At 62.0% G+C, this 24,141-nt stretch carries 18 protein-coding genes; 9 read left to right on the top strand and 9 right to left on the bottom strand.

The window, feature by feature from the left end:
- The first annotated feature begins 42 nt into the window (after nucleotides 1-42).
- Both AC0L2B_RS27380 and AC0L2B_RS27375 read left to right on the top strand, forming a co-directional pair.
- A complete protein-coding gene (locus tag AC0L2B_RS27380) occupies nucleotides 43-1,050 on the top strand; it encodes an SIS domain-containing protein (RefSeq protein ID WP_473747548.1) in 1,008 nt (335 codons plus the stop codon).
- A gap of 60 nt (nucleotides 1,051-1,110) precedes the next feature.
- On the top strand, nucleotides 1,111-2,238 hold the full coding sequence (locus tag AC0L2B_RS27375; RefSeq protein WP_473747547.1) for an NAD(P)/FAD-dependent oxidoreductase: 1,128 nt from the start codon (nucleotides 1,111-1,113) through the stop codon (nucleotides 2,236-2,238).
- Nucleotides 2,239-2,402: 164 nt separating this feature from the next.
- Here AC0L2B_RS27375 and AC0L2B_RS27370 read toward each other — a convergent pair whose 3' ends face one another.
- Nucleotides 2,403-2,921 carry a hypothetical protein gene (locus AC0L2B_RS27370; protein WP_473491859.1) on the bottom strand — a complete coding sequence of 173 codons (519 nt, stop codon included), beginning with the start codon at nucleotides 2,919-2,921 and terminating at the stop codon, nucleotides 2,403-2,405.
- Between AC0L2B_RS27370 and AC0L2B_RS27365 the strand changes: the two genes are divergently transcribed.
- Genes AC0L2B_RS27365 through AC0L2B_RS27345 form a run of 5 tightly spaced genes read left to right on the top strand, consistent with a single transcriptional unit; the run spans nucleotide 2,817 to nucleotide 9,400 of the window.
- Entirely contained in the window at nucleotides 2,817-4,238 is a 1,422-nt protein-coding gene (locus AC0L2B_RS27365) for an IucA/IucC family protein (RefSeq protein ID WP_473747755.1), read from the top strand. The two genes, AC0L2B_RS27370 and AC0L2B_RS27365, sit on opposite strands and share 105 nt — an antisense overlap.
- Nucleotides 4,222-5,931, top strand: a complete 1,710-nt coding sequence (locus AC0L2B_RS27360; protein WP_473747545.1) for an IucA/IucC family protein — start codon at nucleotides 4,222-4,224, stop codon at nucleotides 5,929-5,931. The genes AC0L2B_RS27365 and AC0L2B_RS27360 overlap by 17 nt, the downstream gene beginning before the upstream one ends.
- A 12-nt stretch (nucleotides 5,932-5,943) precedes the next feature.
- The gene (locus AC0L2B_RS27355) at nucleotides 5,944-7,215 is read left to right on the top strand and encodes an AMP-binding protein (RefSeq protein WP_473747544.1); all 1,272 of its coding nucleotides are present in this window, start codon (nucleotides 5,944-5,946) and stop codon (nucleotides 7,213-7,215) included.
- A complete protein-coding gene (locus AC0L2B_RS27350; protein ID WP_473747543.1) occupies nucleotides 7,215-8,558 on the top strand; it encodes a DUF6005 family protein in 1,344 nt (447 codons plus the stop codon). The genes AC0L2B_RS27355 and AC0L2B_RS27350 overlap by 1 nt, the downstream gene beginning before the upstream one ends.
- Nucleotides 8,555-9,400, top strand: a complete 846-nt coding sequence (locus AC0L2B_RS27345; protein ID WP_473747542.1) for a sugar phosphate isomerase/epimerase family protein — start codon at nucleotides 8,555-8,557, stop codon at nucleotides 9,398-9,400. The genes AC0L2B_RS27350 and AC0L2B_RS27345 overlap by 4 nt, the downstream gene beginning before the upstream one ends.
- Before the next feature lie 82 nt (nucleotides 9,401-9,482).
- Here the strand turns inward: AC0L2B_RS27345 and AC0L2B_RS27340 are convergent, their stop codons facing one another.
- From AC0L2B_RS27340 to AC0L2B_RS27315, 6 genes are all read right to left on the bottom strand, one after another.
- A complete protein-coding gene (locus AC0L2B_RS27340) occupies nucleotides 9,483-11,588 on the bottom strand; it encodes a TonB-dependent receptor domain-containing protein (protein ID WP_473747541.1) in 2,106 nt (701 codons plus the stop codon).
- Nucleotides 11,589-11,755: 167 nt separating this feature from the next.
- On the bottom strand, nucleotides 11,756-12,514 hold the full coding sequence (locus AC0L2B_RS27335) for an iron ABC transporter ATP-binding protein (protein ID WP_091589887.1): 759 nt from the start codon (nucleotides 12,512-12,514) through the stop codon (nucleotides 11,756-11,758).
- Complete coding sequence (locus AC0L2B_RS27330) at nucleotides 12,511-13,485, bottom strand: iron chelate uptake ABC transporter family permease subunit (RefSeq protein ID WP_473747540.1); 975 nt, start codon at nucleotides 13,483-13,485, stop codon at nucleotides 12,511-12,513. Before AC0L2B_RS27330 ends, AC0L2B_RS27335 begins: the two co-directional genes overlap by 4 nt.
- On the bottom strand, nucleotides 13,482-14,459 hold the full coding sequence (locus AC0L2B_RS27325) for an ABC transporter permease (RefSeq protein ID WP_473747539.1): 978 nt from the start codon (nucleotides 14,457-14,459) through the stop codon (nucleotides 13,482-13,484). Before AC0L2B_RS27325 ends, AC0L2B_RS27330 begins: the two co-directional genes overlap by 4 nt.
- Complete coding sequence (locus tag AC0L2B_RS27320; protein ID WP_473747537.1) at nucleotides 14,456-15,358, bottom strand: siderophore ABC transporter substrate-binding protein; 903 nt, start codon at nucleotides 15,356-15,358, stop codon at nucleotides 14,456-14,458. Before AC0L2B_RS27320 ends, AC0L2B_RS27325 begins: the two co-directional genes overlap by 4 nt.
- Nucleotides 15,359-15,386: 28 nt before the next feature.
- Nucleotides 15,387-15,671, bottom strand: a complete 285-nt coding sequence (locus AC0L2B_RS27315; protein WP_473747535.1) for a DUF2218 domain-containing protein — start codon at nucleotides 15,669-15,671, stop codon at nucleotides 15,387-15,389.
- Nucleotides 15,672-15,830: 159 nt separating this feature from the next.
- On the opposite strand from AC0L2B_RS27315, the gene AC0L2B_RS27310 reads away from it, so the two are divergent.
- Nucleotides 15,831-17,540: an ABC transporter ATP-binding protein gene (locus AC0L2B_RS27310; RefSeq protein WP_473747533.1), complete on the top strand. Its 1,710-nt coding sequence runs from the start codon at nucleotides 15,831-15,833 to the stop codon at nucleotides 17,538-17,540.
- A 197-nt stretch (nucleotides 17,541-17,737) separates the two neighbouring features.
- Here the strand turns inward: AC0L2B_RS27310 and AC0L2B_RS27305 are convergent, their stop codons facing one another.
- Nucleotides 17,738-18,007 (bottom strand): hypothetical protein, encoded by a 270-nt coding sequence (locus AC0L2B_RS27305; RefSeq protein ID WP_473747532.1) that lies wholly within the window; start codon nucleotides 18,005-18,007, stop codon nucleotides 17,738-17,740.
- A 712-nt stretch (nucleotides 18,008-18,719) separates the two neighbouring features.
- Nucleotides 18,720-20,057: an FAD-binding oxidoreductase gene (locus AC0L2B_RS27300; protein WP_473747530.1), complete on the bottom strand. Its 1,338-nt coding sequence runs from the start codon at nucleotides 20,055-20,057 to the stop codon at nucleotides 18,720-18,722.
- Between the two features lie 381 nt (nucleotides 20,058-20,438).
- Here AC0L2B_RS27300 and AC0L2B_RS27295 point away from each other — a divergent pair, with 381 nt between their 5' ends.
- A complete protein-coding gene (locus AC0L2B_RS27295; RefSeq protein WP_473747529.1) occupies nucleotides 20,439-24,128 on the top strand; it encodes a PAS-domain containing protein in 3,690 nt (1,229 codons plus the stop codon).
- The last annotated feature ends 13 nt before the right edge of the window (nucleotides 24,129-24,141 follow it).

Below are 24,141 nucleotides of genomic sequence, written 5' to 3'. Positions count from 1 at the left end.
TGTCAATTGCGCGCCGACCCCAACTCTGTCAGCGAGACGAGGATGCTCATGATTTCCGCCCTGCCTGCCGACGTAGAACGCGCTCTGAACGCCACCGCGGGCAGGCAGTTTTCGCACCTCTTTCTCGTGGCGTGCGGCGGCTCGCTCTCGATCATGATGGCAGGCAAATACTTCCTCGACCGCCACAATGGGACATTCGCCTGTGACAGCTACAACGCGGATGAATTCGTCTGCCGAGATCCGCGGCGGTTGGGACCTGACACGCTCGTTGTCCTTTGCTCGCAGACAGGAACCACCAAGGAGACAGTGCGGGCGGCCAATCATGCCAGGACGCGAGGCGCAACGACAATCGGCATGACGCTCGACCAGACATCGCCCCTCGCGCGGGCGGTCGACCACCCGATTGCCTACCAGGCTTCGTACACGACGGGCAAAGCAATCGATGCAGCCTACAGCAATTACGGCGTGCTCTACATGCTGCTCGCCGGTTTGATCGATGCTCGGGAAGATGGCGGGCTAACCGGTGACCTGCTGATCTCCCTGGGCCATCTTCAACCGGCCATCGAGCGCGCGCACCGGGCCTACGCAGACCGGTTCGAGGCGTTTGCCCCTCGCTTCGCACCTCGAGAGGCAATCTACACACTAGCCAGCGGTGCCAGCTACGGTGCGGCCTATTCCTACGCCATCTGCGTGCTCATGGAAATGCAGTGGTACGACTCGCAGGCAATACACGCGAACGAGTTCTTTCATGGCCCATTCGAAGTCGTGGATAAGGATGCTTGCTTCATTGTCTTGCTGGGTTTGGATGAGACGCGGAGCCTTTCCGAACGCGCCCGCGATTTCCTTATCGAGTACGGCAGCCGGGAAAACATCCTGGTGCTCGATGGAGCCGAACTCGACCTCAGCGGTATGTCCGAACACATCAAACCCTATCTCGTGCCTTTGGTCTTCTTCGACACTCTATGGCGTTTTGCCTACAAGCTGGCCGGTTTGCGCGATCGGCCGATGCTCGAGGGCCGGCGCTACATGAAGAAGCTGTCGGACTACTAGTCCCGCCGCGCGTGTGGCGATCTCACACTCAGCCCATCTTCCGCGTAGAAGGATTTCTCTATGACTCCATCCCCTAAGCCGCGCCATGTCGTCGTTGTCGGCGCAGGCATTTTTGGCACATCGACGGCGCTGCACCTCGCCCGCCTTGGCTTTGATGTGACCATTGTCAACGACGGCGCGCCGTCCAACGGCGCATCCGGCCGTTCACTTTCCTGGCTGAACTCAGCGCGACGCGCGGACACTGCCTATCACCGCTTGAGGCTTGCAGGCATCGATCGTTATCGGACCCTGGCCGCTACAAGGCCGGAAGCCGCATCGTGGCTTCGCTTTGACGGCGGCCTCACCTGGGATGCAGATGACGAGGCGAACCAGATCGCGTCGATGTGGCAGTTGGAGCAGGATATTGGTTATGACTCGCTTCTGCTCGACCCTGCCGAAGTTGGCGCAGTGACGCCCGGCATCGATGCCAACGCGATCGCCCCGCAGGGCGCCATCTTCAATCCTGGCGAAGGATGGGTTGACCTGCCGTCTTTGATCGATCGGCTGCTCCATGAATTCCGCTCCCGCGGTGGCAAGCTTGTTCAGGACGCTGGACGCGTGCGGATAGTTGCCACAGGCGGTCGTGCACGTGGCGTCATCACTGCTGGCGGTACGCCGGTCGAGGCGGATGCAGTCGTCCTTGCCGTAGGGCCAGCGACGCCTTGCATGCTTGCGGAGATCGGAGTCCATGTCCCCGACGCCACGCCGATTTCACTTCTCTTGAAGACCAAACCGATCAAGACCGACCTCCGTGCCGTGCTGAATACGCCGCGTGTTGCGGTGCGCCCGACGCCGGATGGCGCACTTGTTTTGGATTCGGCATGGTCGGAGGAAGAAGTCGTGGTCAACTCAGACGGCACTTACACCGTGCACGACAAAACCGTAAAGGGACTGCTCGACGAAGCTACCGCCGTGCTCGACGGCAATCCGCGGCTCCAACTCGCAACCTACGCCGTTGGCCCGAAGCCTATCCCCGGCGATGGCGAGCCGGTGCTTGGCTCCGTCGAGACCGTCGCCGACCTTCACGTCGCTTTTAGCCACAGCGGCGCCACGCTTGGACTGATCGTCGGCGAATTGCTGGCCAAGGAAATCGCCTCCGGCAATCCGCATCCCATGCTTGCAACCTTCCGTGCCAACCGTTTCGGCTAAAAGGGCAATCGCGGCCGAGATCGAACTGTCCAGATGAGCCGCGGTGCATTGCCCAGATGACCGCCTTCGGAGGTTGATCCGCGCAGCTGACTAGGATAACATGACAATCGTAGTTTAGTTTTAGCCGCGGCCGCAGCAAGGCTGGCCCTTCACGCGCGGCGCCATCAAAACCTTTGAAACTCAGCACAGAGCGCCTGCCCGGCGTCTGTGCGACATGGCGTCCGCAACGAATGATCGACAAGAATCAGATTGCAGCAGAACAGGCAATTTTTCGAGCCTTCGCAAACAGCTATTTGCGTGAGCTGAATTCCGGGATTCCGGTGTTCCACCGCATCGGAGAACGGAACTTCGATTGCGTGGAGATTTCCCTGCCGTCGCGGCATGCCGTGCTGCGCATCGAAATGAAATCCCGATCGCTTTGCGGAATGCACCTGTTTGGACAGATCTGGATTCGTCAGGATGCAGGTCCGAACTGGCACGAGATAGAACCGATCCTGGCCGTGCATCTGCTTGTGCTGGGAGCCAGAGAAGCCGGATCGGCCACGCACCGACAAGCCGATGTGGAGCTCCTCGAACGGATTCTTCAAAGCTGTCAGGCGACGAAGCGTTACCTCGACGCCGCCGATCGGGCGCCGCCATCGGTCGGCTTCATAGCCGCGGAGCAATCCCTGTATTTCGGACATCCGCTGCATCCGACGCCTAAGAGCCTGCAAGGCATGTCGAACTGGCAGCAGGAGGTCTATGCCCCCGAATTGCGCGGCGGTTTCCAGCTGGCCTATTTCGCCGCCGCTGCCCACCTTGTCCGCGAGGATTCCGCCGGCACCCCGGTGACCGCGATCGTCAGTTCACTGCTGGGGAATGACGCCGGCAACGTAGCCGCAGGTAACGGCGAGATGCTCTTGCCCATGCACCCGCTTCAGGCGCAAGCATTGATGCTCGACCCGGCGGTGCGCGCGCTCATGGACTCCGGGCAGATCCGGTATCTCGGTCCGGCAGGGCCGGTGTTCACGGCGACTTCTTCGGTGCGCACGGTTTACAGCGATGACGCCGCCTGGATGCCGAAATTCTCGCTGCCCGTCCGCATCACCAACTCCAGGCGCGTCAACAGGCGGCACGAGCTGGAAGCAGGCGTTGCGGTGGCGCGCCTGTTCGAACGCGCCGGGATCGACATGTTCGAGCCGCGCCTCGGCTTTCTCCACGACAGCGCATACGTGACGCTGGATTTTTCCGGGCAGGCCGAGAGCGGTTTCGAGGTCATCTTCCGCGAAAACCCGTTCCGGGGCCGCGCCGGCGACCCGGTGATCACCGTTTCGGCACTGACGGCCGAACCACGTCCCGGACACAGCTCATTGTTCGAAACCATCGTCCGGCGCGTCGCGCAGGATCAGGATATCTCGGTGCGGCAGGCGTGCCGTCGCTGGTTCGAATGCTATCTCGACTGTGCGCTCGATCCGCTGGTCAAACTCTATGACCGGTTCGGCGTCGCGCTGGAAGCGCATCAGCAGAACAGCTTGCTTGACCTGTCGCAGCAGGGGCTGCCCAGCCGATATTTTTATCGCGACAGCCAGGGATTCTACCTCTCGAACAATTTCAGGGCCCGGTGGTATGGCCTGGTCCCCGAGGTTGTCCAGATCCGCAGTCTTTTCTTCGACGACCGCGAGATTCGCGAGCGGCTCTCCTACTATCTCATCGTCAACCAGATCTTCTCGGTCATCGCGCGCGCCGGGCATGACGGCCTGGCAAGCGAGGCCGAACTGCTCGCCATACTGCGTGCGCGGCTCAAGAAGCTGGCGCAAGAGCTCACTGGCGCTGGCGGGGAATTCGCGACCAGCCTGCTGGACAAGCCGCACATCACCGCGAAGGCCAACCTGGCAATCCGACTGCAGGATGTCGATGAGCTGGCCGAGGGCGGCAGCGCCGTCTACACGCATTTTCCCAATCCACTCAGCCGTGTCGGGCTATTTGTCGCCGCGGAGCAGGCACATGCCATTGCCTCTTGATCTCCACGGCATCCCCGAGCTGCGTGTGATGCGCCAGCTCGCGGAAGCCCTGGTCTATGAGGGCCTGGTCGAATGCGCGGTGTCGCGAGACGGCGGGAAAGCCCGCTTCGAATGGCGCTGCGGCGGCGCCTCGATACGCTGCGAGGGATCGATCGGCGCCTTCGGCCGGGTCAGGGTTGTCGCCGAGACGATTGAGCGGGGCTGCGCCGACCAATGGCGCCCGGCGACGCTCGGCGATCTGCTTGCGAGCATAAACACCTGCCCCGAACGGCGCGCGCAACTCACGTCCGAACTGGATCGGACGCTCGATTTCAGCGCCTGGAACCAGCTCAATCTCCGGCCCAGACCGCGCCGCGATCTGCCATTTGCGCAACTCGACAGCGCGATCGATGAGGGTCATCCCTATCATCCGTGTTTCAAGGCGCGCACCGGCTTCGACTACGCCGACCACGCGGCGTACGGCCCCGAAGCAGGCAACGCCTTCCAACTGGCCTGGCTGGCGGTTGCGCCCGAACGTCTGCACTCGGCGTTTCCCACGGACGAGCAGGCTTTCTGGAGGCACGAACTCGGCACCGAAACCTACGCGCTGCTGGACGAGCGCCGTGCCCGGCTCGGCGACAATGCAAGGCGGTTCGGCCTGATGCCGCTGCATCCCTGGCAATGGAAAGCGTTACAGGGCTCGGAGCTGTCGCGCTGGCTGGCGGAGGGCTCCGCCGGTTTCCTCGGCCATGCCGGCGATCGCTATTGCGCCAGCCAATCCGTGCGGACGCTGTTCAATCGCGATCACCCGCGACGCGCCAATCTCAAACTGCCGATGAATCTCGTCAACTCGTCGGCCAAGCGCATCATCGAGCCGCATTCGGTGTGCAGCGCGCCGTCGATCAGCCGCTGGCTCAAGGACATTGTCGCCAGCGATACGCTGTTCGAGGCGCGTTATCCGCTCACGATCCTCGCCGAATATGCCGGCACGATCGCAGATCGGGAAGGACCGCTGGCAGGACAGATCGCCGCGATCTGGCGGGACGAGGTTACGAGCAGCCTCCAGCCCGGCGAAACCGCGGTGCCGCTCAACGCGCTGATGGGCTTGGAGAGTGACGGCCGGCCGTTCGTCGCGGACTGGGTCGAGCAGTACGGGCTGGACGCCTGGCTCGACAAGCTTGTGGCTACGGTGGTGATGCCGGTGTTTCACCTGCTCGTCGGCCATGGCATCGCCACGGAAGCGCATGGCCAGAACCTGATCCTGATCCATCGCGATGGCTGGCCCGTGAGACTGGCGATGCGCGACTTCCACGACAGCGTCGAATATGTACCGGGCTTCCTGCGCGATCCCTCCACTGTTCCCGACTTCCTCGCCTTGAACCCCGCCTATCGTGATGCCGCGCCGAACCAGTACTACTGGATGGAGAGCGCCGATTTGCTCGGCGAGCTCTGCCTGGACGCCTTGTTCGTCTACAACCTCGCCGAGATCTCGCATCTGCTGCGGCATTTTTACGGCCTCGACGAAGACAGCTTCTGGTCAGGCGTCGGCAGGCAGTTGCAGGACCATTGCCGGCAGTTCGGACTGACACACCGGCAGGCCGCGCTTGGCCTGTTCCGGCCACGCATCCGCACGGAATCGCTGCTGCGACGCAAGCTCGCGCCACCGGGCACCGAATGCGCTCACGAAATCCCAAACAGCCTTGCAGTCGCGTAAGGAGACAGAAAAATGATCACTATCAACGACACGGTCTTTGATCGAACCTATTTCCGCGACGCGGCGGATCGCATTGCGGCCGCGGTGCAACTCGACAAGCGCGCAGGCGACCGTTTTGCGGTCTGTTTCTCCGAGGCGCAGGATTGGCTGGCGTTCTTCTTTGCCGCGCGCGCGGCCGGCGCCAGCGTGCTGCCGCTGCATCCCTCGACGCCATATGCCGCGGCGCGCCGGCAGGCGGAGACAGCGAAGTGCAACTTGCTTTTCTACAACCGGCTGGAAGGCGAGCCGATCTGCGAGGAGCGCGCCAGCGAAGCTGGACAGCTGCTGCAGATGAGTTCTGGCACGACCGGCGAGCCGAAATGCATCGCGCGCGCCTGGCGCGACATAGACGACGAGATCGAGAGCTACACCTCGGCATTTGTCGAGCCACAGGACATGACGCCGTTGATCGCCGGTCCAACCACCCATTCCTACGGCTTGATCTGCGGCGTAATGGCGGCGCTGAAGCGCGGCCAGTCGCCCGCAATACTGGACACCGGGAACCCCAAATTCCTGCTGCGCAAGCTGCGCGAAACGGAGCGCCCCTATCTGATCTCGTCGCCGGCCATCCTTCACACGCTCGCCAGGCTATTGCCGGCCGGCGAGCAGATCCACGCAACGATGACATCCGGCACCCTCTTGCCCGACCCCTGGTTCGGGCAGATCAGGGCCAAGTCCAGGCACATGTTCCAGCAGTACGGCTGCTCGGAAGCCGGCTGCATAGCGATCAACCCGGATGTGCAGGCGGCTAATGAAGTCGGCTATGTGCTGCCGCGCTTCGCGTTGCGAGACGCCGGCACTTCCAATGACCCGAAGGAAATTGCCGTCGAGCGCAAAGGCGTGGTCGTCGAGACGCGCGACCTCGGCTACCGCCGCGACGACGGCATGCTGGTCTTCCTGTCGCGTCTCGACGACCTGATCAACGTCTCGGGCCTCAACGTCTATCCGAAGGAAGTCGAGGACGTGGTCATGACATTCGGCGGCATTGGCGACGCCGTCGTGTTCCGCAAGCAGGATGCGTTCGCGGGCGAGCGCGTCGCGCTTCTGTTCAGCGCCGAACATGCGGTCGACCGGTCGCAGCTTCGGCAATGGTGCGCCGAGCGGCTTGCAGCACACCAGATGCCAACCGAGACCGTCCAGGTGGAGCGGATCCCGCGCCAAGCGAACGGCAAGATCAGCCGGCGTGACGTGGCTGCGCGCTATGGCACGGGCGAATTCGCGCCGGTACGGACGGAGGCAGCCTGATGACCTACGATCAAATACTCGACGCGATGGGGACGATCCTGCGCGACAAGCTCGACAACCAGCACATGGATAGCTTCGCACCGCAAGCCAGGCTGAACGAGGATCTGTATCTCGATTCCGTGCTCATTCTCGAACTCATGCTGGCGCTTGAACTCGACCACGGTGTCGCGCTTCCCGAGGAGGTGATCAGCCGTCAGGATCTGGATACGGTGGACGATCTGGCGCGGCTGTTCGTCAACGCCTCGGAATCCAATGAGCCACTGGTCAAGCCGGCTAAGGAACTTGTTCTCGCTCGCGCGGAACGAGAAGCGGCTGAGCGGATCGGCGTGCATGGCGAGGACTTCGTCGACATCAAGGTCCATTGCTTCGTCAGCAATGTCTGCCACGCGGTGAAGCAAAGGCAGCTCGATCATCGACCTTTCTTCTTCGGCGTCTGGGATGCGGGTTTCGCCGTCGATAAAAGCTGGCGGCTGGCGTATCACACGCCTGAAATCAACCACGACTTCTTCCGCGATTGGTTCGAGCGCCTGTATGGCGCCAAGGTCCGCCAATGGTATCGGCCGGACGCCGCCAAGGTGGAGAACCTGGCGACGATGCTGGAGCTTCTGGAGCGCAAGAAGCAGAGCGAGTACCTGATGGTCATGCTCGATCTCTTCCATCTGCCGGAGCGCGAGAACAAGTTCAACCAGAACCCGTTCCCGCATTATCTGATGTTGGAACACACCGAGGATCCCGCAGTATGGATGGTTCTAGATCCGGATTTCCGCTGGGAAGGCAGGATCGAGAAGCAGAAAGTCATCAATGCGATCATGCAGCCGACCGTTGCCGGCGGCTTCATTTTCGACGCTGCCGACATCAGGAAACCGTCCGCTGTCGATCTGCGCGACTATTTCCTTGCCTGTTTCCATGAAGACGACAATCTGCTGACGCGCGCAACGCGCGAAGTCGTTCGGGCGCATCTGGAAGGCCGCGACGGCGTGAAACTGCCCGATTTGTCGATGGCGCTGCGCGAGCTGCCGGTCATCTCGATCCGCAAATACGCGCTGGAGCACGGCTTCGCCTTTTTCTGGCGATCGCTGCAGCTTTCCAACGCCGAGTTCGATCCGATCTGCGACGACATCGAATCTCTGATCCAGGAATTCAAGGCGCTTCACTACGCCATCATGAAACTCAGCCAGACAGGCGACGAAGCCCTGGCGTCGCGGGTGTTCGAGAAACTCGATATGCTGGACGCGATGGAGCGCTCGCTGAAGCGCCGCCTTGCCCAAACATATCGGGTATGGTGCGACACGCGCGGCCTCCTGCACGCGCCGCGCCACGATGTCGAGGACGCCGTCGCATGAGGCTGTCGCTCTGCACGATCACCTTCCGCCATCACCTGCTGTCGCTGGAGGACATCGCGCGATGGGCGGCGGCGAACGACTTCCAGGGCATCGAGCTCTGGGGGGCACACGCGCGCAACATGCAGCATATGACCGAGCGCAATGCCGACTGGATGGCGGCATTCGGCCTTTCGGTGCCGATGCTCAGCGACTATCTGCCTCTCGATGAGGATCTGGCGTCGCTGCGTTACGCCACGTCGAACCTCTGCCGTCTGGCCGGCCGCTGGGGCGCCCGCAAGGTGCGCACGTTCGCCGGCAAGTCGGCAAGCCGGGACACCTCGCCCGAAGCGCGCCGGCGACTGTCGGCGCGGCTCAAGGACGCCTGCATGATGGCGCAGGACCAGGGCTGCGAGATCCTGGTGGAGACACATCCGGGAACGCTTGCCGATACGCTGTCGTCGACGCAGCGCCTGCTCGAGGAGGTCGACCATCCGGCGCTGGGCATCAATTTCGACACCTTGCACGTCTGGGAAGGCGGCGCCGATCCGGTCGCCGCGCATCGCGCCCTGTTGCCGCATATCCGGCACTATCATCTGAAGAATGTCCGCTCGCGTGCCGACCTCGCCGTCTTCGAGCCGGCAAACGTCTATGCCGCGTCCGGAAAGCGGACGGGCATGACCGCGCTTTTCGACGGCGCGGTGGATTATTTGCAATTCCTCGACGAATTGTTCGAACGCGAGGAGGTGGATGCCTCGCTGGAATGGTTCGGCGGCGACTGCTTCAACATACTCGCCAACGACGCCCGCAATATGCGTCTGCTGCGGGCGGACCGCGAAGCACCGGTTCGCGCCGGCGTAGCGTAAGCGACTGCGTTTCGAGACCAGTTTCAGGGCCGGCACAGGTCACTCCCGCGCCAGCCTTTTCGACGCGCCGTGGCGCTCCGGGTCAGAACCGCGCCGTGACGCTCAGACGGAACGAGCGGCCCGGATCTTTGTGTGGTTCATTGCCCGGTCCTAGTTCCGCAAAATCCTGACCGTAGGCGGCTCGGTCCGTATAATCTTCGTCGAATATATTGAGAGCGTCGGCGCGCAGCGTGAAGTTCGGCTTCGAAGGCGGCGTCCATTCGACATAGGCGTTCACCACCTCATAGCCCGGCAGTTCCTTCTTTGCGCTTGTCGGGTCGGTGTCATGCCGCACCAGGGTCCTGTCGGTCTTCAAGGCGATCTCGATGTCGCCACCGACTTTGACGCCCCAATCGTCGAATGTGTAGCCAGCGCCGATCATCACGATCTGGCCGAGGGGCGTCGTCAAATAGCGGCCGATCTCCGTATCGGCCGGTTTGCCGTCTACGTCGGCGTTGATGTCGGCGTATTTCACACTGACAAAGCCGGCGTCCCAATCATAGCGGCCGCCGATCTCCCAACCCTTGGAAACGAGATCGAGCGTTCGGATCGATGTGAAGGCAGGTACTGGCGCGCCACGTCCGAACACCGGCAGGCGCGCGTCGTTGATGTCGGTGCGAAACACGTTCGCCTCGATGGTGAAACCGTTGTAGCGCGCCTCCAGACCGGCCGTATAGTTGTTTGACGTCACCGGCTCCGGGCCGTCGCCATAGGTCCACAGCGGGTTCTGCAGGTAGTTTTCCGCCAACGGAACGCCGCCCCAGACATGCGAGGTCCCAGCCTTTACCGTCAGGAACTCCGGCATAAGGTCATACTCGCCCGAAATGTTGCCGCTGATACCGGCGTTGTTCCAGTCCGAGTCGTCTACGCCGGTGAACCATTGGTGATCGGCGCGCCCGCCGAAGGAAATCCTGGTGCGGTCGAAAGGCTCCAGGCGCGCCTGGGCATAGGCGCCGATATTGGTGGCGCGCTCGTCCGTGAAGAACGGCTCGGTCGAGTTGAGATAATCCAGGTCCGCCCTGTCGTTGTAGAAATCGAAGCCGGCAGTGACGCTGCCGATGTCGAGCGCGAAGCGGTTCTCCACCTTGCCGTTGAAGCTGCTGGTCGCGCCGTCGGTCGGCGACACGATATTGGCGTCGGTGCGATCCGTTTCCAGTGTCCCGATCTGGGTGCGGCTGTAAGCGAGTACGATCTTGGGGTCCCACCAGCCTTCCGGCGACGTATCCGTATAGGTAAAGACCGTGTTCTGGCGTCGCAGATCATAGTTCCGGAGTTCAGGCTCGGCGCCTCGGTCGATATAGACGTTGGCGCGATAGGGGCGCAGCGCATCGTCGCGGACCTGCTCGTGGCTGAGCTCGAAACGATGGCCCTCGACGCTCTCATAGGCGATCTTGGCTAACCCGCTGATCAGATCGGTTCCGGTCCCCGGCATCTCCTGGCCGTTGCCGGCGGTAAAATTGCCGCCACGGCCGTAATTGATGTAGCCGAGATACTCGAAGCCGTCCTGCTGGCCGAAGCCGCTCACCCCGGTGGTGAACGTCTCGCTGTTGGTGTCCCATATGCCGGTGACGAAACCGCCAAAATTGCGGCCGGGTTCGAGCAGATCGACGGCGTCCTTGGTCTCGAATCCAAGCGAGCCCGCCAGTGCGCCCGGACCGGCGTCGGCCGGCGCGACGCCTGCCTGCACCGACGCGGCCTTTAGAAGTGCCGGGTCGAGCAGATAGGTGCCGTTGTGGTGGAACACCTTGTTGTTCTGTCGTGACCCGTCGACAGTCACCGCCAGATTGTTCTCATCGACGCCGTTGACGTAGATCTTCTGCGTGCTGGGGATCGCGCCGCCGACGGCGATCTGCGGCTCGCCGGAGAACACCTCCCTCAAATCCTGCGGTTTCTTGCGATCGATCTCCTGCTGGTCGATGGTGATCAGGTTGGCGCCGGCCGTCGCGTTGGCGCCCGCCCCCACATCCACGACGAGAATGGTGTCGAGTTGCGTGCCCCCGGCCGGAGCCTTGGCTTCTTCATTTTCTTCGGACGTGGTCGTTCCGGCTTCCGCTTCTGGGGTGGAGGCAGACTGCGCCAGCGCTTCGGGACACAAGAAAATAGACATCGCGGTGCTGACGGTCAGCGCTCGCAACAGATCGGATGACATCGGCTAAATCCCCTCGAATACGGTAGCCCCGGCTGGCGCGAACCGCGCCTGCTGGGACTGCCTTAACCCATCGGTTGCGCCGCGGCAATAAACTTGATAAAAAAAATCCAGTTATGCAAACCGTTGTAACTGCTGCGCTCTTCGAGCGCTGCAGCCGCGGAGCTTACTCAGGCGTGGTGCAGGACGGTCAGCCGACCGGCGATGTTTTCGACCCGCATCGAGAAGCCAAAAATGCTCTCCAGTATATCCGGCCGGATGATGTCGCCGGTTTCGCCCGATGCGATAACGGCGCCGTCCTTCATCGCGACGATGCGGTCGGCGTACGAGGCTGCATGATTGATGTCGTGGAGCACGATGAGCACCGTCTTGCCGTGCTCGTCGGCGATGCGTCTCAGCGTCCGCATCAAGTTTCTTGCATGAAACATGTCGAGGTTGTTCAGCGGCTCGTCGAGAAGGATGTAATCCGTCCCCTGGCAGAAGGTCATGGCGACGAGGGCGCGCTGCCGTTGCCCGCCTGACAAGGTGTCGATGAAGCGCAGCGCCAGGTCGCTGAGATCGAACTGTTCGAGCGACGCCGCGATGATTTCGCGGTCTTTCGCGGTCAGCCGCCCGCGGTTGTGCGGGAAACGACCGAACCCCACCAGTTCGGCGACACGCAGGCGGCTTGCGACGCCGGGATCCTGTCGCAGAATGGCCATGATCCTGGCCAACTGCCGGCTCGGCGTCGTATCGACCGGCAGCCCGTCGACTGTGATGCGGCCGCTTTGCAGGGGTCGCAGGCGGGCGATCAACGACAACAGGCTGGACTTGCCGGCGCCATTCGGTCCGACAAGCGCCGTGACGCCGCCCTTCGGCACGGTCAGGCTGACATTGTCCAGAATGCGGCTGCCGCCAAGAGCCAGGGAGACGCCTGCAATCTCGATCATCGCCGGCCCCCGGCAAACAGAATGGCGAGGAACACGATGCCGCCGACGAATTCCACGACGATGCCGAGGCTGCCTTCCCCGCCCAGAGCATGCTGGAGGATTGTCTGGCCGCCGACGAGCACGATTATCGCCGTGAGCGCGGCTGCCGGCAGAAGGATGGCGTGCCGGTCGGTGCCGACGATGCGCCCAGTGAGCGAAACCACCAGGAGCCCCAGAAACGCCATCGGTCCAACCAGCGCCGTCAACGCCGACACGAGCGCGGCGACAACAACCAGCAGCCCGGCAGCCGTGCCGCGCCACGCCACGCCGAGCCCGATGGCTGTGTCGGTGCCCAGCGCGAGCACATCGAGAACATGTCGCGCCCGCCAGGCGATGGCGACACCCACCACGGTGATCAGGCCGGCCAACAGCAGGAGATCGGGTTCCACCGCATTGAAGCTGGCGAAGACCGTACCCTGCAGTACGGCGAAATCGTTCGGATCCAGCAGCCGCGCCAGCAACGTCGTCAGCGATCGGAACAGCACGCCCAGCACGACGCCGGTCAGCAGCATCAGCGTCAGGTCGAACCGCTGGCGAAGCATCGGCAGGAACAGCGCCAGTGCGAGGCTGGTCATTGCCGTGAAATTGCCGAGGAAGTGCAGGCGCGGATCGATGCCGGCAACGCCGAAACCGCTCAGCGCAAAAACCAGCGCGGTCTGGCAAAAGACGTATAGCGCATCCAGGCCCATGATCGATGGCGTGATGATCCGGTTGGCGCAGACGGTTTGAAACACGACGGTCGAAACCGCCACCGCCACGCCGACCAGAACCATCGCAGCCAGCCGCGCTGCGCGCAGTTCGACCACGAAGGCGAGATCGCCGCGCAGGCCGATCGTCATGAAGGCCACGCCGACCAGCACTGCGACCGCCGCCATCATCGCAAGGCGGCCCTCGTGCCGCACCAGGCCGCGTTGCATCAAAACTTCAGTCATTGCTGTTTCGGCCCAAGCAGCAGGACTAGGAACAGCACCGCCCCGACGACGCCGAGGATCGTGCCGACCGGAACCTCGTAGGGGAAACGGATGAGCCTGCCGATGATATCGCAGGCAAGCACCAGCGCCGCGCCACCGCCGGCGACCCATGGCAAGGTGTGGCGCAGGTTTTCGCCGGCGAAGCGCGATACGATGTTGGGCGCGACAAGGCCGACGAATGGGATCGTACCGACGACGACCACGGTCAGCGCGGTGATGGCCGAGACGATGACAAGGCCGAGCCGAAGCATAGCAGCATAATTCAGGCCGAGCCCTATGCTGACGTCCCTGCCCAGCGAAAGCATCGTCAGGCGGTCGGCCGTCCACCAGGCCAATATGACCAGTGCGCCCGCAACCCACAACAGTTCATAACGCCCGCGCAGGATGCCGGAAAACTCCCCCGTCATCCACACTTCGAGATACTGCAGAAGGTCCAGGTGCCAAGCGGCAAAGATCGCGGCGGCGCCAATGACGCCGCCATAGACCAATCCGAACAGCGGAACGAGAAAAGGTTGTGTCGGCGGCAACCTATGCGCGAGCATGAGGAAAACGGATGTCCCGGCAAGAGCGGTCACCGCCGCGCCGGCTGCCTTCCATCCAAGCGATGCATCGGGCCAAACCAGCGTCACCACCAGTATGCCGAGTGCCGCCGATTGCGCGGTTCCAGCCGTCGAAGGCTCGACGAAACGGTTGCGGGCAAGCGTCTGCATAACAAGCCCTGCGATGGCCAGGGCGCTGCCGGCCAGAAGTGCCGCCAACGTCCTCGGCAAGCGGCTGATCATGATCAGCCGCAAGGCTTCCGGATCGGAGGCCAGACTGCCTATGGTAAGCTCTCCGACGCCGACGAACAGACTGGCCACAAACAGCGCCAGCAGGGTTACGGCGCCGATTGCCTGATAGGCGAAGCCTTGAGAGCCAAGCGATCCGGCGGTCATTGGGTCCGCGAGAAAGCGTCTCGAATGGTCTCTAGCACGCGCTTCGTCGACTGGACGCCGCCTGCGGCGATGTAGAAATCGGCTGCCGGCATGTAGACCACCTGCCCTTTCTTCCAGGCTGTGGTTTCGGCCACCAGTTCATTGTCCAGCGTCGCCCCGGCGTTCTGCTCCCCCGAGCCGATCGCCGCGGCGCGATCGAGCACGATGAGCCAGTCCGGATTGGCGTCGCGGAGGAACTCGAAGGAGATCGCTTCGCCGTGGGTGGCGGCCTCGACATCCTCAACCGCCGGCGTGAGTTGGAGCGCCGAATGCAGCCAACCGAAGCGGGACTCCTTGCCGTAGGCGGTCACCTTCGGGCCGCTGGTCATCAGGATCAGCGCCGTGCCCTTGCCCTTGACGGCGGCACGCGTCGACGAAAGCGCGTCATCGAGTTCCGAAGCAAGCGCCGCCGCCTCGGCCGGCTTGCCGACGAGAGCGCCGTAGGCCATCAGGCGCTGCTTCGCCTGCGCGAACAGATCATCGCCATTCATCGTCATATCGATGCTCTGCGCAATCCGGCTGGTCGCCGCCAGTTGCGGCGAGGAGCGCCCGCCGACAATGATGAGGTCGGGCGCCAGCGCGCTCAGCGCCTCCAGATCGGGCTCGAAGATGGTGCCGACGATTTCCGCGCCATCCTTCAACCCTGCGAGTTCGGGCACGTAAAGCTTATCGGGCAAGCCGGCGATCCTCACGCCCAGGCTGTTCAATGTATCGACCGCCGCAATGTCGAACACCGCGAGCGTTTGCGGCGTCTTTCCGACCGTTACCGGGCCCTTCGCGGTTTCGATCTCGGTTGCGAACGCCTGAACGAGGAAAAGCGCCAATGCCGGCAAGGCCAGGACCGACTTGAACCATCTCATGAGCATGCTCCGTGTCGCAAACGACGCTTCAATCGCGCCAGGCCAGCGGCTGGAGATTTTCGCGGAAGGCGAACCGGACGAGATGCGACCCGATGACCTGCTTGGTCTCGGTCAACGCCTTGGTGTCGGCCGCTTCCACCACTATGTCCAGCCATTCGAGACCGGCATTCATGGTAGCCGTGCCGCAGGAGAACCGGCACTGCCCATGCCCATCGCCATAGGCGACCTCGACCTTGTGGGCGAAATGCTTGCAAAGCTGCTGGAGATATTTGCCCGCATTCGGCGTTTCGCAGCGCGTGATCGCAGTCAGCATGGAGACCTCATAATATGATGTTTACACTCCACTTATCGTAAGCTATCCGTTCGGACAAGTCGGCGCCGCTGAGCAGTCGCCGCAAGAAATGCCTGTAGCGACAGCCCTCGCATAGCCATGCTCCTGGCAGGCCAGACCTTCGAACAGAAAAGCGTCCCAATGCTGCGCAGATTTTTCGCCTACTACCGCCCCTGGAGAAGTCTGTTCATCCTGGATTTCTGCTGCGCGGTTCTGTCTGGCCTGCTGGAACTCGGGTTTCCGATGGCCGTCAAGTTGTTTGTCGACGAGCTGTTGCCGACTCAGCAGTGGCTGCTGATCCTTGCTGCGTCGGCCGGCCTGCTTGCCATATACGTGGTGAACACCGGACTGATGGCGGTCGTGGTCTACTGGGGCCATATGCTTGGTATCAACATTGAGACCGAGATGCGCCGGAAGAGCTTCGATCACCTGCAGAAGCTCTCGTTCCGCTTCTATGACAATCACAAGACCGGTCACCTCATCGCCCGGGTCACCAAGGACCTGGAGGAAATCGGCGAGGTTGCCCATCATGGCCCGGAAGACCTGTTCATCGCGATCATGACGTTCATCGGCGCCTTCGCGCTGATGTTCCTGGTCAATCCGCAGCTTGCGCTGATTACGGCGGCAATTGTGCCGCTGGTCGCCTGGGTGACAAGCCGCTATGGCGCGCGCATGACGCGCAACTGGCAGGCGCTTTACGGGCGGGTCGGCGATTTCAACGTTCGCATCGAGGAGAATGTCGGCGGCATGCGGGTGGTGCAGGCTTTCGCCAACGAAGACCACGAGCGCAACCTGTTCGCGCGCGACAACGCCAGCTACCGCAAAACCAAGCTCGATGCCTATCGTATCATGGCCGCAAGCACGTCGCTGAGCTACATGAGCATGCGATTGATCCAACTGGTGGTGATGATCGCCGGAAGCTATCTCGTGCTGCGTGGCGAACTTTCCAGTGGCGGCTTCGTTGGCTTCCTGCTCCTGGTCAATGTGTTCTTCCGGCCGATCGACAAGATCAATTCGGTGATTGAAACCTATCCGAAAGGCATCGCCGGATTTCGCCGCTATGCAGCCCTCCTCGACACTGAGCCGGACATCGCGGATCGGCCCGGTGCATTTGACGCACCGATGCTCCGGGGTGACATCAGCTACCGGGACGTCAGCTTCGGCTATAGCGGCGAACGGCCGGTTTTGAAGAGCATCAATCTCAACATCGCAGCAGGACAGACCATCGCCTTCGTCGGGCCATCCGGCGCCGGCAAGACGACCCTGTGCTCGCTGCTGCCGCGTTTTTACGAGGTCGACAGCGGCGCCATCACCATCGACGGTCTGGATATCCGCGATATGACGCTGGCCTCGTTGCGCGGGCAGATCGGTATCGTGCAGCAGGACGTGTTCCTGTTCGGCGGCACGATCCGCGAGAACATCGCCTATGGCCGGCTGGACGCGGTCGAGAGCGAGATCGTCGAGGCCGCGCGCCGCGCGCGCCTCGACGAACTCATCGCCTCGCTGCCGGAAGGGCTCGATACGATCATCGGCGAGCGCGGCGTAAAGCTTTCGGGCGGTCAGAAGCAGCGCCTGGCAATCGCGCGCATGTTCCTGAAGAACCCGACCATCCTCATCCTGGACGAGGCGACTTCGGCACTCGACACGCAGACCGAGCGGGAGATCCAGCAGTCGCTGGCAGAGCTTGCGCAGGGCCGAACGACGCTGGTGATCGCGCACCGGCTGGCGACGATCCGCAATGCCGATCGCATCGTGGTGGTCGCCGATACAGGCATCGTCGAACAAGGTCCGCATGATGAATTGGTGGCGCGCGGCGGCGCTTACTCACGCCTGGGCGCGGCTTCAGATTAAATGAGATGCAGCTCTCAAAGCTCGGGCCGAGGAGAGTTCTCCTGAAACGCACCCGATCGGGCTGCGCAACCAGGCCCGCTCCAGCCCACGCTACGAGATCGAAAAGGACCTTCCCTGCGCTGGGCGTGAGGTGATTCCAAGCGGCGGGCGAGCCCGCCGCCTGGAAGTCGAATCTCGACCGTGTCGGCCGAACGCTGTTATCGGCTGCCCCACATCCCCTGTCCGTAACCCGGTCCGGGCTTATCGAAGATCGAATTTCCTGCCGAGGTCGGTGCGCTGTCGGTCGTGTCGACACTCGCTGTGCCGCTCGGGTCGAGCGCGTAGCCGTTGTCGGACGCCATCGAATGGTCACCGGTCTTCGGATAGAAGGAGCCATGGCTGTAGTCGGAGCCATAGTGGTCGCTGCCGGCAAAAGCCATGCCGGAGGCAAACAGCAAGGTGGCAGTGGCAAGAACGAGCTTGAGCATTTCAATTCTCCATTTTGAGGGTTAGCGTTTGGCCTCGACGCGCCGTGCCCCGCACCGCATCGATGAGGCCGTCTTTTCATGCCCTTTGGGCAAACCGACCAACCGCTATCCTCCTGGATGTGCGGCGGCAGGTTGTTCAGCGCACGGTCTCTTGTTGCGTTCGTGCGCTGTTCGGTGGGCTGCCCGATGGCAGCCGAGATCATCACCAATCGGCAGTGTCCGCGCGGCCGTACGAATGGCGGCTGTTCCCGATCAGCCGTCGCGTAGCTGGGTTGACGTCTGCCCCTTGTCGATCATGGCGTTGCAAGAGCCGGCGAGCCGCTTCATGGGCCGGGTGGTTTTGGCCAACAAGGCTCGCGCGGAGCCGGTCGGGGAAATCGTATGAAGCAACTGGCCTATGCATTTTGAACCTCAGGTTTCGGAGCAAAAAATGTGGACCCTCGCCAAGACTAGATGTTCTGTCTTAGGCTCTGGATATTTTCGTTTCGTCCGTTTATTCTTCCCCGTCTTCGGATCTTATTGTCATACACCGCTTTCGTTTCGGACGTTTTTCTGCATCGCGGTGGGAGTGTTTCGTTTATTTCAGAGGCACGCGCGACGGGGCGGGACGCATTTTGTGGATGGTCGTCCTCGATGGCGCGACACCGGCTTGCGCATGCCACAGGCCTGTCCGCCTCGGCTCGACCCAAGGACGGACAGGCTCAGGCTCGGCTTACGGCCGGATGTTGTGGTTGACGCGGAAGAGGTTCGCCGGATCGTATTTGCGCTTGGCCGCGACGAGCCGCTCATAGTTGGCGCCGTAGGCGGCGCGTACACGCGCCTCGCCTTCATCATCCATCATGAAGTTGATATAGGCGCCACCATGCGGGTTGTGCTTGTGCACCGCAGCCCAATACTCGCTTGCCCAGCGCCTCAGCTCCGGCGCCTTCGTCGGGTCGGGGTCGATGCCGGCGATAACCATGGACCAACGCGCTCGCCGCGCTCCCCAGGCGGTAGCGTCCGGAGCCACTTCCTGGGCCGCTCCGTCGATGGGGTAGAGATGCATCAGCGACAGTTCGCTCGGCGTCTTCGAGCCGTGCTCGGCATGGGCTGCGATGGCCGCATCGGACAGCTCGTCGACATAATCGCCCTTCCAGTACCACTGCAAGCCCTTCGGCAGCAGCGGATCAAACAGCGCCTGCAGATCGACGAAGGGCATCTGCATCATACCGTCCATCAGTGGCCCGGGAAGCGCGTCGCGCACGGGCTGCATCGCCCGGATGCCGTCCTCTTCCGTGCCGTTGTAGCAGCTGATCAGCGCGCAGACGCGCCTTCCCCAGATCTCGCGCGGGAAAGGGTCGCAGGAGGGCACCGTCTTGATGCCGAAGAACATCCCGAGCTCTCGCGGCGCTCCGGGCAGGAAGCCGCGGTACCAGCGCATGATCTCTGCGGTATGCTCGATGTCGAAGAAGATCGGCCCGGCATAGACATCCTTCGCCGGATGCGCCTGAAATGTGAAGCGCGTCACGACGCCGAAGTTGCCGCCGCCGCCGCGCAGCGCCCAGAACAGCTCCGGGTGTTCGTTCTCACTTGCCGTCACGACGCTGCCGTCGGCCAGCACGACCTCGGCCGCAAGCAGATTGTCGATGGTGAGGCCGTGTTTGCGCGTTAGATGGCCAGTGCCGCCGCCCAGCGTCAGTCCGGCGATGCCTGTGGACGAGACGAGGCCAGCCGGCACCGCCAGCCCATGAGCGCTGGTGGCGCGGTCGACATCGCCTTGGGTGCAGCCGGCCTCGACGCGGACCGTGCTGGTCCCGAGATCAATATCGACCCGATTCATCGGCGACATGTCGATGACCATTCCGCCGTCGCAACTGCCGAAGCCCGGACCGCTGTGGCCGCCGCCGCGAATGGCAAGAAGCAACTGCTTCTCCCGGGCATGATTGACTGCCGCGACGACATCGGCGACCTCGGCGCAGGGGATGATCCAGCGCGGCCGCTTGTCGATCATGGCGTTGTAGAGCCCGCGAGCCTCTTCATAGGCCGAATGGTTTTGGTCAATAAGGCTCACGAGGAGCCGGTCGGGGAAATCGTGCGAAGTAACTGGCTTATCCATATTGAACCCTCAGGTTTCAGAGCAAGACGCGTCGACACTCGCCAAGACTAGATTGTTCATCCTGGGCACTGGACATTTGCGCTTCGCCGGTTGAATCTGCCGCATCTGCGGCTCTTCTTGTCCTACACCGCCTTCGTTTCAGGCGTTTTTCTGTGGTGTGGTGGGAGTGTTTCGTTTGTTTCAGCGCGCGCCCCACGGGGATGAGAGGCGGCACGTCAGCGCCGGCGATGTCTCCTCGAAACAGTTGAAACAAATCACGCGTCGCCCGAACGCGTGCTGAAACAAAGAGGGGCTATTATCCGCCCTCGCGGGATCACGCGAACAAAGGGAACGACCATGCGGCCTGATAATCCGGTGCCATCCACACACACAGGCTATGCCCTTTTTGACGCCAACCATGTTCTGGTCGACAGCAATCCGCAGATATTTGGAAGCCGGTGGCTCGACCGCGGCGAGATGCAGCCGACGGACGCCATTGCCGCAGTCGCCGAAGCCCTCTCACGTCTAAAGAGTTTCGACGGCCGCCCCATCGAGCCGGGCAACGCATTTGTTGAAAGCGCCGCGGCGCGATGGACGCAAATCGACGACGCTCCAGTTGAAGCCGAGACATTGGATGGCCGGTGGAAGTTGCTCACCGCACATCCTCGGCCGGATGGCGGCATGGCCCTGGTAAGCGTCGACATTACCGAGATGAAGCGAGCGCAGATCGCGCACCAGGAGAACGCCGAGATATTCCGCTGCATCACGGACAGTCACCCGCTGCCGGTTTGGGTGGTGGACGCGGGAAGCGGGCAGATCCTCTACGAAAGCCTCGATGCGTCGAACCTGCTTGGCCGAAAATGGACGCCGAACGAGCCGCAATTCCTGACGGATCATTTCGTGAATTCTGGCGAATTCGATGAAATCAGTTCTCTCGCCAGCAACAGCGAGATCGTCCGGGATCACGAAATCCAGCTTAGAAACACAAGCGGATCGGCCGTCTGGTGTTCGACCAACTGCCGTCGCGGCGTCTACGGCGGGCGCCCCTCGCTCATCATCGGGGTATTGGACATCACGGAACGCAAGCAGCGCGAGGATCTGTTCGGTTTCCTGATCAAGCATCATCCGTTGCCGGTATGGATGAACGACGCAAGTTCGGGGGAACTCATCTACCAGAGCAATGCTGCCGAACGGCTGCTTGGATGGAGCAAGAAGGCGCAACGCGAGACGGTGCGGCTTGGCGATTACTTTGTCGATCCCGAGAAGCACCGGGAAATCAATCGGGAACTCATGCAAAAGGGCGTCGTCGAAAATTGCGAGGTGCTCCTCAAAAGACCCGACGGCCAGGAGTTCTGGGCCACGGGCAATCTCAGGATCGTCGAATTCCAGGGCCGGCGAGTGGTTCTCGCCGGCATCGCCGATGTGACCAAGCAGAAGAAGCGTGACGGCGAAGTCGCCGCGGCGCGGGAGATGCTCGCGGACGCCGTTGAATCACTCTCCGAGGGATTCGCGCTGTACGACGAAGACCACCGCCTGGTCATGTGCAACAGCCTTTACCGCGAGCTGAACCGCCCGGTTCGGGATCTCGTCGAACCGGGCGTGGAATGGAACGAACTCCTTCGCGAATCCGCCAGGCGCGGCGTGTACCGCAATGCGGTTGGGCGCGAGGATGAGTGGCTCGACGAGCGGCTCCAAAGCCGGATCGAGTTCCACTCCCATTTCGAGGTCCCCCTCTCCGACGGCAAATGGCACTCGGTATCGATACATCCCACCGATCTTGGCGGCTTCGTCGTAACGCGCACCGACATCAGCGAGCGCAAGAAGGCCGAGGCTTTCGAGCGCGACGCCACGACACTGCTGCAAAAGGTGCTCGATGCCTGCCCTTCGCCGATACGCATGACCACGTTCGAGGGAGAAACGCTCTACCGCAATCCTGCTACCAGAGATCTCTACGCCGACCGTCCTCGGATAACCGACCAGTATGTCGATCCAGACTATAGCGCGATATTGGAGCGCACCCTGATCGAAAAGGGCAGGATCGATGATTTTCGGGTCCAGCAGTACGACACCGAGAACAAGGCCTTCTGGGCTTCGATTTCCGCTCGCCTGATCGATTTCCAGGGAAGGCAGGTGATAGTGTCGAACACGACTGATATCACCGACATGATCACCGCCCAGCAAGAAACGCGCAAGGCCAACGAGCGGCTGATCGACGCGATCGAATCTCTGGCCGAAGGGTTTGCCCTCTACGACAGGAACGATTGCCTGGTGCTGGCCAACAGCAGGTACCGCCAGATGCACGCGATAAGCGCGGATGTGCTCGTCCCCGGGGTGAACTGGTTCGATTTCCTCCGCGTGACCGCAGAGCGCAACCAGTTTCCGGTTCCACGCGACAAGATCGACGACTGGCTTGCCGAGAGGGCAAGGGACCGCCGCGAATTCCGGCAACAGGAATTCCGTCATACGGACGGGCGTTGGTTTTTCGTCTCGAACTGTCCGACCCGCGAAGGCGGGTTCGTGGTCACCCGTGTCGACATTACAGAGCGCAAGCGGGCCGAGGAGGCCGCCAAGGAAGCGGACGAACTGGTCCGTAAAGTCCTCGAAGCCTGCCCCGTCAACATCCAGATGACCCGTGCGCATGACGGGAAGCTGCTTTACCGCAGCCCCGCCACCGTTGATCTGCTCGGCGACGTCACCAGCGCCGTCGACTATTATGTCGATCCTTCAGAGCGGAGGCGATACGTCGAGCGGCTGCTCGCGACGGGATTGGTCGACGATTTCGAAACCCAGCTCAAGCGCAAAGGCGGTGGAACCTGCTGGTGCTCGATTTCGTCTCGACTGATCGATTACCATGGTGAGAAAGTGATCGTTTCCCACGCCTACGATCTCACCGACCGTATCGAAATGCAGCAGGAATTGGAGCGGCAGCGCGAGACGCTGCACCAGAACGAAAAAATGTCGGCGCTCGGTGGATTGCTGGCCGGGGTGGCGCATGAGCTCAACAATCCGCTCTCGGTGGTGCTTGGCCTGTCATCGCTGTTGAAGGAGACCGCTGCCGACGCCAAGGTCGTGGAACGCGCCGACAAGATAAGCAAGGCAGCCGAACGCTGCGCCAGGATCGTCAAGACGTTCCTGGCTATGGCCAGACAGCAGCCGACGCGAACCTCAAACGTTGTGATCGATGACATCATTTCCGAAGCGGTCGAAGTGGCGAGCTATTCGATTCGATCGTCGGACATCGGGCTTTCAGTTCATCTTGAACCTGGTCTTCCCCCCATCTGGGCGGATCCCGATCAGCTTGGCCAGGTGCTGATCAACTTGCTTGTCAATGCAGAACAGGCGTTGCACGGCTGGGAAGGACGACGGACAATCACGGTTTCAACGCGGCTTCATCCCACAACCGGCAACATAGTCGTCAGCGTTGCCGACACGGGTCCGGGAATTCCCAAAGAGATACGTCCCCGCATTTTCGAGCCGTTCTTCACGACCAAGGAGATTGGGGCAGGGACTGGGATCGGGCTGTCCTTCTGTCATCGGATCGTTCAATCCCATGGCGGAACCATCGAGGTCGAATCCCCCGAGGGGAGTGGCTCGATCTTCATACTTTCGCTGCCTGCTTCGGACCGTCTCGACGAAGGAACCGAAACGGCTGAAGACGAGCTCCCGAATTCGACCGGCATTGCCTGTCTGGTGGTGGACGACGAAGAGGAAGTGGGTGAGCTGGTTGCTGAGGTGCTCAGGCGAGATGGTTTCAACGTCACCATTGCCAGATCCGGCGAAGAAGCGCTGCTGCACCTCAAGAACCGCAGTTTCGCGGTGATCCTGAGCGATCTGAAAATGCCTGATATGGACGGGCGGGGATTGTTCAACCAGATTGCCAAGCTCCATCCGGCTGAACTCGACAGGTTAGCCTTTCTGACGGGGGACACAATCAGTCCGGACGCGCAGATGTTCCTGCGCGCCGCGAAACGGCCCTATCTTGAGAAACCGATCAAACCGAACGAACTCCGTTCGTTTGTCTCAAATCTGGTCAACAACAATGCTTGACAGACCCATTGAT

Source organism: Mesorhizobium sp. WSM4815 (genome assembly GCF_055811575.1).
Note: the sequence above shows the minus strand (reverse complement) of the source record. Positions and strands in the feature narration are given on the sequence as shown.